The following is a 12,098-nucleotide window of genomic DNA, read 5'->3' on the forward strand; positions in this document are numbered from 1 at the left end:
GGGGCGCCCTTCAAGCGGGTGGGCTAAGCTGATGGTGTCCCGTGTCATCCCCGTCGATCCTTTTGACCTGGTCCTGTTCGGTGCCACCGGCGATCTTGCACGCCGCAAAATCCTGCCTGGCCTATTTCACCGGTTTGCGGTGGGGCAGATGCCGGAGGGGGCACGCATCATCGGCACTGCCCGCTCAGCGATGAACCGGGCGGAGTTCACCGAGGCGGTGCATGCCAGCCTGCTGGAATTTGCGCCGCAGGCCGCCAAACAGTCAGCCCTGCTGGAAAAGTTCCTTGCCAGCCTGGAGTACGTTCGTGTCGATGCCGGAGGCGAGGACGGTTGGGACATCCTTGCCGAGGCGATCAGGCCGGATGTGGTGCAGGCGTTCTATCTCTCGGTCTCGCCTGCGCTGTTCGGCTCCATCGCGTCCAATCTGAAAAGCCGGGGCATCGCATCGGCGAACAGCCGGGTTGTAGTGGAAAAGCCCTTCGGTCACGATCTGGTGTCGGCGCGGGATTTGAATGCGGATCTGCGCCGCAACTTCGACGAGCATCAGATCTACCGGATCGACCACTATCTGGGCAAAGAAACCGTGCAGAACCTGATGGCGCTGCGCTTTGCCAACGCGCTGTGGGAGCCTTTGTGGAACTCCACCCATGTGGACCATGTGCAAATCACCGTGGCCGAAAGCCTCGGCGTCGAGGGGCGCGGCGAATATTACGACCGCTCCGGTGCGATGCGGGACATGGTGCAGAACCACCTGATGCAGCTCTTGTGCCTGACCGCGATGGAGCCGCCGTCGCGCTTTACCTCCGACGCGGTGCGCGATGAGAAGGTCAAGGTGATCGAGGCGCTGGAACCGGTGGCGCCATCGGACATCGTGCGCGGCCAGTACCGCGCCCAAGGCAGCGCGGGCAGCTACCGTGACCATGCCGGCAACCCGCACAGCAGCACCGAAAGCTTCATCGCCATGAAAGTGAATATCGGTAACTGGCGGTGGGCGGGCACGCCGTTCTACTTGCGCACGGGCAAAAAGCTGCGGGCGCGCTGTTCCGAAATTGCGGTGGTGTTCCGCGACCCGCCGCACATGATCTTTCCGGACATGGCCGGGCGGCGCAGCAACGCAATGATTATTCGGCTGCAGCCGGATGAAGGTATCACCCTGCGCAACACGATCAAGGAGCCGGGTCCGGGCGGTTTCCGCCTCGCGGAAGTGTCCCTGGATATGACCTTTGCCGAGGCGCTGGGGGAGCGGGCCGAACCGCAAGACGCCTATGAACGCCTGATCATGGACGTGATCCGTGGCGACCAGACCCTGTTCATGCGCGGCGATGAGGTTGAGGCAGCCTGGGCCTGGGCTGACCCCATCATTACCGGCTGGGAGGACTTCGGGCCTGCCCCGTCTCCCTATGATCCGGGAGGGTCCGGCCCGGAGGACGCCCTGATGCTGTTGCACCGCGAGGGCCGGCGGTGGCGCGAGATCGGGGGCTGAGCAATGCAGCAGGATTGCCCGTCCCTGGCACCGGCCAACCCTCAACTTTTTTGTAACGTCCCGCCAATCCGTTTTCCCAAGGGAGCGCACCAATGAGCCAGCTCAATGACACTCTTCTGCTCGTGACCGATCGGATCATTGCCCGCAGCGAAACCACCCGTGCCGCGTATCTGGACCGAATGCACCGGGCCGCGGAAAAGGGCCCGGCCCGCGCGCATCTGTCCTGCAGCGGCCAGGCCCATGCCTATGCCGCTTCCGGTGGCGACAAGGCGCATCTAGTCGAGCGCAAAGCAGGCAACCTCGGCATCGTCACCGCCTATAACGACATGCTGTCCGCCCATCAGCCCTTTGAACATTATCCGGCCCTGATCAAGCAGGCCGCCCGCGAAGCGGGCGGCACCGCGCAGGTGGCCGGCGGAGTGCCTGCCATGTGCGATGGCGTCACCCAGGGCGAGGCTGGCATGGAGCTGAGCCTGTTTTCCCGGGATGTGATCGCGCTGGCGGCCTCGGTCGCGCTCAGCCACGCGACATTCGACGCCACCGTATATCTGGGGGTCTGCGACAAGATTGTGCCCGGGCTGGTGATCGCGGCGCAGGCCTTTGGCCATCTGCCGTCGGTTTTTTTGCCCGCTGGCCCCATGGCCAGCGGATTGGCCAATGATGAAAAAGCCAAAGTCCGCCAGCAATTCGCCACCGGTGAAATCGGGCGCGATGAGTTGCTGAAAGCGGAAATGGCCGCCTACCACGGCCCCGGCACCTGCACCTTCTACGGCACCGCCAACACCAACCAGATGCTGATGGAGTTCATGGGGCTGCACCTGCCGGGCGCCAGCTTTGTGCCGCCGGGCACCGGGCTGCGCGATGCGCTGACGCAGGAAGGCGCCAAACGCGCCCTTTCGCTCAGCGCGCTTGGAAATCACTACACACCGGTCTGCAGCATTCTTGATGAGAAAGCCTTTGTGAACGGCATTGTCGGGCTGAACGCCACCGGCGGCTCCACCAACCTGCTGATCCATCTGGTGGCCATGGCACGGGCGGGGGGAATCGTGCTCGACTGGCAGGACTTCTCGGACCTTTCCGAAGTCACCCCGCTAATGGCACGGGTCTATCCCAACGGGCTTGCGGATGTGAACCATTTCCATGCCGCAGGCGGCCTTGGTTACATGATCGACCGCTTGCTGGAAGCCGGGCAACTGCATCCGGACACCATGACCGTGGCAGGCGAGGGGCTGGAGAATTACACTCAGGAGCCTGTGCTGGATGATGGCGTTCTGGCCTGGCGCAAGGGTGCGGGCCGCAGTCTGAACGAGGCCATCCTGCGCCCGCCGCACGACCCGTTCCAGCCGACCGGCGGCCTGAAGCGTTTGACCGGCAATCTTGGCACCGCGGTCATGAAGGTTTCTGCCGTGGCGCCTGAACATCAGGTAGTCGAGGCGCCGGTGCGCGTCTTCGCCGATCAGAACGAAGTCAAAGCCGCTTTCAAAGCCGGTGAATTCACCGGGGATGTGATCGTGGTCGTGCGCTTCCAGGGGCCAAAGGCCAACGGCATGCCTGAGCTGCACAGCCTGACGCCGCTGCTGGCGATCCTGCAGGGTCGCAGCCAGAAGGTTGCACTGGTCACCGATGGCCGCATGTCCGGCGCCTCTGGAAAGGTGCCCGCCGCGATCCATGTCAGCCCTGAAGCCGTCGACGGCGGCGCAATTGCCCGCCTGCAGGACGGCGACCTCCTGCGTGTGGATGCCACAGCCGGAACACTCGATATCCTGACCGAAGGTGTCTGCGAGCGCCCGGCGGCGGTTGCGGACCTGACCGCCAATCAGTCCGGGACTGGCCGCGAGCTGTTCGCAACCTTCAGAAACTCTGTCAGCGCCGCAACGGACGGCGCCTCCATTTTCGGAGCCTGATCCATGACTCTGTCCCCCAAAGATGCCAGTCGGCTGACCCGCGAAATCTGCGGCCTTGCCCCGATTGTTCCGGTGCTGGTAATTGAAGATGCCTCCACAGCCCGCCCGCTGGCCGAAGCGCTGGTCGCGGGAGGGCTCCCCGCCCTGGAAGTCACCCTGCGCACCCCGGACGCGCTGGAGGCGATCCGCTCCATGTCCGGGGTTCCGGGCGGCCATGTCGGCGCCGGCACGCTGATCACGCCGGAGGATGTCCGCGCCGCCAAGGCCGCCGGGGCAGCCTTCGGGGTTTCACCCGGTGCCACCGAGGAGCTTCTGGCTGCCTGCGAGGCGGAACAGCTGCCGCTGCTGCCAGGCGCTGCAACCGCGACCGAGGCCATGCGGCTGCTGGCGCGCGGCTACGGCATGCTCAAGTTTTTTCCTGCAGAGGCCTCAGGCGGCGCCCCGGCATTGAAGGCCATAGGCGCACCGCTGCCGCAGATCACCTTTTGCCCCACCGGTGGCATCAGTCCCGCAAACGCTGAAAATTATCTATCCCTCAGCAACGTGCTGTGTGCGGGGGGCAGCTGGGTTGCGCCAAAGGATCTGATTGCGGCCGGGAACTGGGACGGGATTGAATTGCTGGCCAGACAGACAGCGCAACTGGCGGGAGGCGCATGATGGATATCTGGACCAAGCTGCAGGAGAACCACAGCGCGACAGAAGGGCGGCCGATCATTTCCCTGTTCGACGACCCGCAGCGCTTTGACAGGTTTTCGGTTGAAGCAGACGGGCTGCTGCTGGACTTCTCAAAGACCAGCATCGACTGTGCGGCACTTGATCTGCTGCTGGAACTGGCCGAGGTACGGGACGTTGCCGGCCAGCGCGATGCCATGCTCCGCGGCGAGCGGATCAACAGGTCCGAAGACCGGGCGGTGCTTCATACTGCCCTGCGCGCCGGAGATGATGAGCCGCTGGTGGTTGATGGAGAGGACGTGCGCCCGGGGATAAGGAAAACCCTGCAAGCGATGGAGGATTTTGCCGACGGCATCCGCTCGGGCCGTATCACAACCGCAGGGGGCGGGGCATTCACCGATGTCGTGAATATCGGCATCGGCGGCTCCGACCTCGGGCCTGTTATGGCTGTCCGGGCACTTGGCCCGTATCACAACGGACCGCGCTGCCACTTCGTCTCCAACGTCGACGGCGCCCAGATCTCCGACACGCTGCGCAAGCTCGATCCCCGCTCGACGCTGGTCATCATCGCGTCAAAGACCTTCACCACGATTGAGACGATGACCAATGCCGAAACGGCGATCAGCTGGCTGAAGAATGCGCTGGGGGACGCAGCCGTTTCCCATCTGGCCGCCGTATCCACTGCGCTGGACAAGACCGCCGGCATGGGGATCAGCCCAGAGCGTGTTTTTGGCTTTTCCGATTGGGTTGGCGGCCGCTACTCGCTTTGGGGGCCAGTGGGAGTTCCGATCATGCTGGCCATCGGCCGAGCGGAGTTTCGCAACTTTCTGGCGGGTGCCCGGGCGATGGATACACATTTCGTGACCGCTCCCGCGCGGGAAAACATGCCCTTGCTTATTGGGCTCGTAGGGATTTGGCACCGAAACATCTGCCGCCATCCGACACGTGCAATCCTGCCCTATGACCAGCGTCTGGCCAAATTGCCCGCCTACCTTCAGCAGCTTGACATGGAGAGCAACGGCAAGCGTGTTTCAAACGGCGGAGACCAGTTGGTACGCGGCTCTGGACCCGTTGTTTGGGGCGAAGCGGGAACCAACGGGCAGCATGCGTTTTATCAGCTGTTGCACCAGGGAACCGAAATTATCCCCGCCGAGTTTCTGGTGGCTTCGCGCAGTCATGAACCCAGTCTGCGGGAACATCATGATTTGCTAAAGGCGAATTGCCTGGCCCAATCCGAAGCCCTGATGCTTGGCCGCTCCTTGGAGCAGGCCTTGGAGATTGCTGCAGCGCTTGGCTATACCGGTGACGAGCAGCACGTCCAAGCGGCATATCGGACCTTTCCAGGCAACCGCCCTTCGATGACGCTGGCCTATCCGCTGCTGACGCCGTACTCCCTCGGCCAGATCATCGCGCTATATGAACACCGGGTGTTCGTTGAAGGCGCCATTTGGGGGATCAATTCTTTTGATCAATGGGGAGTGGAATTGGGCAAGGAACTGGCCAGCGCCTTGGTGCCAATGATCAAGGGCGCCTCATCTGAGGGCAAGGACCAGTCAACAATTGCTCTGATCCGGAAACTGTCTGCGTGAATGACCCCTTGGGTCACCCAGTTGTCGACGAACGCCGCCAATACCAAGGTGCCGGACATTCACAAACGGGCGTTGCGCACATTTTCCGCAATCTGGACATTCATGTTTGGCGCAGCGAAAGCTCAATTTGTCGAAGGTTTTTCGATGCGGGCCGCGGCGCATCGGTGGCGTTCGTGTGCAACCCGGCCCGCGTTGAATAACCTGACAAGGAGGAAGCTGCGGGAGGCTGGGCGGCGTCTATGGGGAAAGTATGCTGCGGGTGATTGCGAGAGCCGGTTCTGAGCGCCAGCCAGGCAGGAAGCGCCGGTTTAGAAAGGTTGTCCAGCGGGGTGTGATCATGCGTTCCGTGTGCCGGCGGAGCCGTTGACCGGGTGATTGCGGGCCAGCCACAGGACCGGGCGTACCGGGGGCGTTCCGGAGCACGAATTGGAACCGGGGCAGTCTTCGCGGCGTGGACGGGCGTTTCGTCATGCGGCCTGCTCCCTGGGTGGCGCGCGGCTCATCGGTTTTTGCCCGCGCCGGAAGATTTCGACGATGTGCATCGGGCCGCCGCAGCAAGGGCACGGCTCGCGCAGGGTGAGCGGTACGGTCTCAGCAGTCTCCTGCGTTTCCTGTTCGGCCGGGGTCTTCACAAGCAAGCCGCGGATGCGGGCAATGGTGGCCTTGCGGGTGGCGCCGGCCAGCAGGCCGTAGACCGCCTTCTTGTTCCAGTAGGCGATCCGTGCGATCTCCGTCGGCAGGGTGAAGACCACGTGGAAATACTCCACCGGCAGCAGGTCATCGGCCCGCGCCGCCATCCAGTCCCGCGCCGCGGGCCCCTGGCACTTCGGGCAGTGCCGGTTCTTGCAGGAATTGTACGCGACGTGCCGGTGGCCGCACTTGGCGCAGGCGGCCACATGCCCGCCGAGCGCCTCGGTCCGGCAGGCTTCGATCGCCGACATCACCCTGAGCTGGGTGAGGCTGACATGCCCGGCATTGGCCCGCCGCCATGCGGGACCATGGGCGCGAAAGATGTCAGCGATTTCAAGCCTCGGGCGGGGCACCGCCCCGGTCCGCTAATCCCGGCTTCGATCCTGCAGCTTGGCCAGCGTCTCGTAGGGGCTCGCCGTGTCACGGATCAGCTTTGTGGCGACATGTGTATAGCGTTCCGTTGTCTCGAGTTTGGCATGCCCGAGCAGTACCTGGATCACCCGCACATCCGTCCCGGCCTCCAGAAGGTGCGTCGCGAAGCTATGCCGCAGCGTGTGCAGCGTGCTGCCCGGCTTCTTGATCCCCGCGATGAGCTTTGCCGGGCTGAAGGCGCGGTGGAGCTGGCGCGACGAGAGGGGGGTGATCTTGGGCTTGCCCGGAAACAACCAGCCCTCGGGCCGCGCCTCGCGCCAGTACTCGCGCAGCAGGTTCAGCAATCCCGGCGACAGCATGACCTTCCGGTCCTTCCGCCCCTTGCCCTGTTCGACATGGATCAGCATCCGGTCGCTGTCGATATCGCTGACCTTGAGATTGCAGACTTCAGATGCCCTGAGCCCGGTCCCATAGGAAATGCTGAGCGCCGCCCGGTACTTCAGCCCCGGTCCAGGCGCGCCCCGCAGCAGCGCCGCTACTGCCTCGGCGCTGAACACCACGGGGAGCTTGCGCGGCTGGGTGCGGAACTGCATATGCCGCTTCATCTCGCCCCGCCCGCAGGTCGTCTCGAAGAAGAACCTCAGTGCGATGATGCGGGCGTTGTAGGTCGGCGGCGTGACACCGCGGTCGGTCATGTGAAGCTGGTAGGCGCGCAGATCATCCGGCGTCGCGGTGTCCGGCGACCGTCCCAAAAACGCTGCGAAGTCCTTGATTGCCCGGATGTGCGACTTCTGAGATCTGTCACCCGGCCCCTTGATCCGCATGTCCTCGATCATCCGCGCGCGAAGCGGCGTTGTTCTCCCCTCCGCCATGGGAACCTCCTGTCTTTCGATTGAGAGGTCCCAATCGTCAGACAGCCGCGCCCATTCCCAAATGCACAGCGGTCAGATCAATGCAAAACGCCTGCCACAGGCGCCAGTGCCGCGCGAGCGGCTTCGTCCTCGTCCCGCATCTCGGCCATCAAGCGTCCAGCACTGAAAGTTCGGTCTGTGTCAGAAATGCTTAGCGTTTGAACTGAACAGGACTGACAGCCGCCATCGTCGAGACTATTGGTTCTCCACCATCACAACGGCTGCAAGCCGTTTTCTTAGAGTGAATGATCCGGCCGTACCCCTGCGCACAATTCCAGCCCCTTTCCTGCGGGGCTTTACCGTTCACGCCCCCTGCCTGACCGCGAGCGGTCTGGATACCCTCGCCCTGGCTCCGGGTATTGCTTCGTCCCGCGGGGGCCGGTTGTACCGCCAGTGCGGCCATGCAACGGCACCACCTCCAATGATCTTGCGATCTCTGCCCGCTGGGTGACGACCTCCGTTAGCCGGGTGGTAAAGCGCTCTGTCTCCTGTGCCAGATCCCGGTCCGCGGGATCATCGGACTGCGCCAGTATCCGGACGGCTCCCGTATAGGTCCGCATGACCCTGTTCCGGCGATCAGCAATTGCCGCGTCCCAGGCATGGGTTGGAAGCACGCCGTTGTTGCGATCCAGATCCCGGCGCACCTCATTGCGCTTTTTCGCATCGATAAAGGGTTTCCCGCCGCGCTGGCGGATCTTGTAGACCGGTGTGCTTTCGCCCCGACGGGTCTTGCCCCGGGCATGCCGCGGGGTGGATTCCGCCTCGATGCCGCGCTGGCGCAGCTTCTCTGCAAAGGTATCGCGCAAGTGCTGCAGGTCAGCTTTGCGCAAATTGAGTTTCACGCCGTCATGCCCAACCGTGCGCACCGTCAGGTGCACATGCGGATGCGGGGTGTCCGTATGGAGCGCCATGGCGTAATCGTGGCGGCCCCCGAATTCCTGTTCCGCCAGCGCCCGCACTGCATCCTTCACACCGCTAGCATTTGTATTGCCCGGCATTGAAAAAGAATGCTGGTAGTGATCCTTGTGCGGTCCGTCGCCATGCCTGCAGCCCGTGCATCGTCATGCTTCTCGATCCAGTCCCGGTACAGTTCTGCGGTGGCCTGTTTGCCCTTCGGCACCTCGCCAGCGGATGTCTCAACCTCAAGCTTGCCGTTCCGGCTGATGTAGTTGATGTGATCAGCCACGCGCCTCGCCTCGGTTCCCCGCGTGACCTTGATCGGGCTCCCGTGCTTGTCGGTCTTGGCTGGCTTGGTCACCTTCACCATGACCTCAGTCGTGCCTTTGACCACCCGTGCCAGGCGCGCCTTGTCAACCGCAGAAATCGTCTGCCCGCCCCGGGCAGGTAACGTCGCCCGGTCTGCTTGCACGCCTGGATTGGACTGCTGAGAGCCGCCGTCCCTTTCAGTCTCTGCAACAAAAAAACCGGACGCCGTATTCTGCACCATGCAGCCCCTCCGGGGCGGCCAGCAGTCCTGAAAACCGAAAATCTCCTTGAAGTCGCTCAATCCAGAAGCTCCTCTTCCTCAAGACCGAGCTGAAAAGCAAGCCGGCCCTTGGCGAAGCCACGCACTTGCTGCCGCAGCTCCGCCACCTCTCCGCGCAGCTGCGCCACTTCCTTCCTGACTGGAGCGTAGCTGTCCCCGGTGAAGACCCCGCGGTTCATCGCATATGCGATCTGGTTCACGTTCGTGGCCAAGCCATGTATCTGCCGCAGACCTGACATGAAACGGTGGCGGTCGCGCACCGTCGGCTGAGGAGCTGCATAAAGCCGCGCGGTCAGCAGATTGGCCGCCCAGGTAGACGCTGTGACCCCGGCCCGCTTTGCTTCCTTCGACAAAGTGTCACGGGCATCAGAGGCCAGGCGGACTGTGACCTTGCCCTCGCGGCGGGACCGCGAGGATGGCCGCTGAGGCTCCGCCGGACTCTCCTCTTCTCCCAGAACAATATCGATCAGCTGACCCAGAAAAGCCGAAACTGTTTACCCCTTGGCCTCTGCAACGCCTGCAAGCTGGGCATGGCGGTCTGGCGGCAAATAGGCCATCGCGGCTTTCTTTTGTGTCGGCATTTCAATCTATGGTAATGTACTTGCTGGCGATACGCCTATCCTGCATTAGCTCCACAGGAAAGCGGATTTGTGGTCCCGGACCACACTTTGCGTGGCCCCCTTGGTCAGAGACAGGCTGAACCTCACCGCCCATAGCGCGGCGAGGTGCTTCCGGCAGCGGGCCATCCGCTAGGTGCACTCGCCGAGGAAATGTGGTCCCGGACCACGCGCTTGGCGCCGGGCGTGCGTCGCGACGGCACCACCTCCAATGATCTGGCAAGATCAGGCATTCTAGAAATTCCGCCGGGGCATTGGAAAAATTTCAGACCCTCGGAACCCGACGGAATCCGCAAATGTGGTCCGGGACCACATCCCTCAGAGCAGCCTGTTGCACCGACAGGCCCTCTGGCTGACGCTGAATCTGCAATCGGCAGAAGCGGAGAATGGGCAAAACTGATTGCATCACCGGTCCTGATAATGTGGTCCCGGACCACATCTCCCAAAACCGAAAACGCGCCACCCTCCGGGCAGCGCGTTACTCAATGCTTGGATCTGCAGCGGCCTTCGCGTCCGGTCAAACCGCCTGGCAAACACACAAGCGGCCCGCTTCTGGGAAAGGCATGCCTGAACTTCTACAGCGCGACGACCTCGATCAGTTCCAGCTCCGACAACAGGACCTCCTCCACCCGGATCCCGTTTTCAAAACTCACCAGGATGGATTTCGGACTGGAGGCAAGCTGGTCCGTCAGAAGGCGGCCAATAGCTCCGCCATGCTTGCAGATGATGGCAGCCCCCCTGCCCGCCTGAACCTTCTGCGCACCAGCCACGCTTTGCACCTCCGGCGCTTTGACAGTTCCGCCTTGGCCCAAGAATGCATCCTGTCCGGCAGCCGTGTCGCCGCCGGCTTGCATTTCTGGGGTGTGCACTTGATCTCTGGACCCGCCTGCTGCGTCCTGCGCAATACGGGGAACCTGGACTGGGCCCGCGGGATCTTGGGCCACTCTGGAACGCAATCTCGCAACAGTCACCCGCGAAATATCCGCCGCATCCGAAGTCTGCACAAATTCTTCCACATCTTCTGGGTTCTTCTTCCAAAGCGCATAGAGGTCGGACAAGGCCCGGACCGGGACATCCTTTTCCGCCAACTGCTGCAGCGGCTCAGGCATCCCAATGACCGCTGCAAGCAGGGAGACTTCGCTTTCGCCCCACCCCAGCGCGCGGGCGATGTCGCTCCGGGACTTGCCTGCTTCGCGCATGGCTGACACGGCTGCGGCGACCTCAAAAGTGGTGAGACCATCGCGCTGCACATTCTCGGTAAGCTGCGCCATGCGCAGTTCCTCGGTCATTTCCCGTTCAATGGCCGGGATCGACTGCAGGCCTGACAGTTTCGCAGCGCGGTAGCGCCGCTCCCCCATGATGATCAAATGCCTGCCGTCGCCATTGAGCGGCTGGACCGTGATCGGCTGCAGGACACCCTGCGCGCTGGGGCTCTTCGCCAGGGACGCAAGCTTGTCCGCGTCGAAGTGTTTGCGGGGCTGATCCGGATCCGGCGCGATCAGATCGAGCGGGACATCACTCGGGCCCGCCTGACCGCTCTCACGGGGTGCGCGTATCAGGTCGTTGAGGGCACCGGCCTCCTTCAGCGAAGACAGCATGGACCTGTTGACCCGCGAGTTGGATCCTTTGCCGCTCATCTGCCTGCCTCCACATTCTCAAGGAACCATTCAAAGAAGGCCTGGAACTCGGCCGCGGCCTCCCGGCCGCTTCTGCTTGAAACCTCACTGACCGGCATGCCTTCCGCCTCAGCCTTTTCGTAAGCAGTCCGGTTCCGGATTGCATGCGGGATGATGAGCTGCGGAAATTCCGCCGCCATGACCCGCAAGGGCTCGCGCTCCATCTCCTTCACCGCGTCAAACCGGGACGGCAGCAGCCCCAGGAACTTCACATCCGGGTTGATCTCCCGAACCTCTACCAGAGCTTTCAGGACGGTCTTGATCCCATCCACGGAAAACCGCTTCAGCTCGATTGGCGCAAGAATGTAGTCGGCAGCCAGCATCGCCCCATAGACGGTTGCGCTGTAGGTCGGCGGCGTGTCGATGATACAAAAGCCCGCCCCCTTCAGCCCTCGCAGCGCTCCGGCCGTGTTGCGCAAAATAGCATCGTCTCGCACCACCGGCATGTCGGCATGCCCCTCGATCAGCACCAGTTCACCGGGGGCCGCCCTAAACTCAGGCGGCTCCTCAGCCTCCACCAAGTCGAGCGCATTGCCGGCCACCCGCTGACGTGGCAGCGCCGTCGTGAGATTGCATTGGCTATCCAGATCAACCGCCACCGTGGAATATCCCGTAAGCATCAAAGAATAGGCAAGCTGTGTGGTGACAGTCGTCTTGCCGGTGCCCCCTTGTTGTTTGTTATGACTATGGTTTTCAAT

At 62.9% G+C, this 12,098-nt stretch carries 10 protein-coding genes and 1 pseudogene; 4 read left to right on the forward strand and 7 right to left on the reverse strand.

Annotated elements, in window-relative coordinates:
- Positions 1-31: 31 nt before the first annotated feature.
- The 4 genes from zwf to pgi all read left to right on the forward strand — a co-directional run bounded on the left by zwf (position 32) and on the right by pgi (position 5,648).
- The gene (gene zwf / locus AQUI_RS0102150) at positions 32-1,483 is read left to right on the forward strand and encodes a glucose-6-phosphate dehydrogenase (protein ID WP_027256050.1); all 1,452 of its coding nucleotides are present in this window, start codon (positions 32-34) and stop codon (positions 1,481-1,483) included.
- A 92-nt stretch (positions 1,484-1,575) separates the two neighbouring features.
- Positions 1,576-3,387 carry a phosphogluconate dehydratase gene (edd, locus tag AQUI_RS0102155; RefSeq protein WP_027256051.1) on the forward strand — a complete coding sequence of 604 codons (1,812 nt, stop codon included), beginning with the start codon at positions 1,576-1,578 and terminating at the stop codon, positions 3,385-3,387.
- 3 nt (positions 3,388-3,390) lie between these two features.
- Positions 3,391-4,044, forward strand: coding sequence for a bifunctional 4-hydroxy-2-oxoglutarate aldolase/2-dehydro-3-deoxy-phosphogluconate aldolase (gene eda, locus AQUI_RS0102160; protein ID WP_027256052.1), 654 nt, complete (start codon positions 3,391-3,393; stop codon positions 4,042-4,044).
- On the forward strand, positions 4,041-5,648 hold the full coding sequence (pgi, locus tag AQUI_RS0102165; protein ID WP_027256053.1) for a glucose-6-phosphate isomerase: 1,608 nt from the start codon (positions 4,041-4,043) through the stop codon (positions 5,646-5,648). Before eda ends, pgi begins: the two co-directional genes overlap by 4 nt.
- 650 nt (positions 5,649-6,298) lie before the next feature.
- Here pgi and AQUI_RS0102175 read toward each other — a convergent pair.
- From AQUI_RS0102175 to AQUI_RS26915, 7 genes and pseudogenes are all read right to left on the reverse strand, one after another.
- A pseudogene (locus AQUI_RS0102175) lies at positions 6,299-6,691 on the reverse strand (IS91 family transposase); the annotation flags it as partial.
- A 12-nt stretch (positions 6,692-6,703) separates the two neighbouring features.
- Complete coding sequence (locus tag AQUI_RS0102180) at positions 6,704-7,582, reverse strand: tyrosine-type recombinase/integrase (protein WP_027256056.1); 879 nt, start codon at positions 7,580-7,582, stop codon at positions 6,704-6,706.
- A 335-nt stretch (positions 7,583-7,917) separates the two neighbouring features.
- Positions 7,918-8,619, reverse strand: a complete 702-nt coding sequence (locus AQUI_RS31740) for a relaxase/mobilization nuclease domain-containing protein (protein WP_245596842.1) — start codon at positions 8,617-8,619, stop codon at positions 7,918-7,920.
- On the reverse strand, positions 8,589-9,128 hold the full coding sequence (locus AQUI_RS31745) for a hypothetical protein (RefSeq protein ID WP_051371758.1): 540 nt from the start codon (positions 9,126-9,128) through the stop codon (positions 8,589-8,591). Before AQUI_RS31745 ends, AQUI_RS31740 begins: the two co-directional genes overlap by 31 nt.
- Positions 9,125-9,460, reverse strand: coding sequence for a plasmid mobilization relaxosome protein MobC (mobC, locus tag AQUI_RS29085; protein WP_051371759.1), 336 nt, complete (start codon positions 9,458-9,460; stop codon positions 9,125-9,127). The genes AQUI_RS31745 and mobC overlap by 4 nt, the downstream gene beginning before the upstream one ends.
- Before the next feature lie 839 nt (positions 9,461-10,299).
- Positions 10,300-11,361, reverse strand: coding sequence for a ParB/RepB/Spo0J family partition protein (locus tag AQUI_RS26910; RefSeq protein WP_035919569.1), 1,062 nt, complete (start codon positions 11,359-11,361; stop codon positions 10,300-10,302).
- Positions 11,358-12,020: a ParA family protein gene (locus AQUI_RS26915; protein ID WP_245596848.1), complete on the reverse strand. Its 663-nt coding sequence runs from the start codon at positions 12,018-12,020 to the stop codon at positions 11,358-11,360. Before AQUI_RS26915 ends, AQUI_RS26910 begins: the two co-directional genes overlap by 4 nt.
- Between the last annotated feature and the right edge of the window lie 78 nt (positions 12,021-12,098).

This window comes from Leisingera aquimarina DSM 24565 (genome assembly GCF_000473165.1).
Classification (GTDB): Bacteria; Pseudomonadota; Alphaproteobacteria; order Rhodobacterales; family Rhodobacteraceae; genus Leisingera; species Leisingera aquimarina.

What these genes read in the sequence shown, in the direction of transcription:
- AQUI_RS26910 (WP_035919569.1), bottom strand. Translation starts at nt 11,361, where the DNA reads ATGAGCGGCAAAGGATCCAACTCGCGGGTCAACAGGTCCATGCTGTCT.
- AQUI_RS26915 (WP_245596848.1), bottom strand. Translation starts at nt 12,020, where the DNA reads ATGCTTACGGGATATTCCACGGTGGCGGTTGATCTGGATAGCCAATGC.
- edd (WP_027256051.1), top strand. Translation starts at nt 1,576, where the DNA reads ATGAGCCAGCTCAATGACACTCTTCTGCTCGTGACCGATCGGATCATT.
- AQUI_RS31740 (WP_245596842.1), bottom strand. Translation starts at nt 8,619, where the DNA reads ATGCCGGGCAATACAAATGCTAGCGGTGTGAAGGATGCAGTGCGGGCG.
- zwf (WP_027256050.1), top strand. Translation starts at nt 32, where the DNA reads ATGGTGTCCCGTGTCATCCCCGTCGATCCTTTTGACCTGGTCCTGTTC.
- eda (WP_027256052.1), top strand. Translation starts at nt 3,391, where the DNA reads ATGACTCTGTCCCCCAAAGATGCCAGTCGGCTGACCCGCGAAATCTGC.
- AQUI_RS0102180 (WP_027256056.1), bottom strand. Translation starts at nt 7,582, where the DNA reads ATGGCGGAGGGGAGAACAACGCCGCTTCGCGCGCGGATGATCGAGGAC.
- pgi (WP_027256053.1), top strand. Translation starts at nt 4,041, where the DNA reads ATGATGGATATCTGGACCAAGCTGCAGGAGAACCACAGCGCGACAGAA.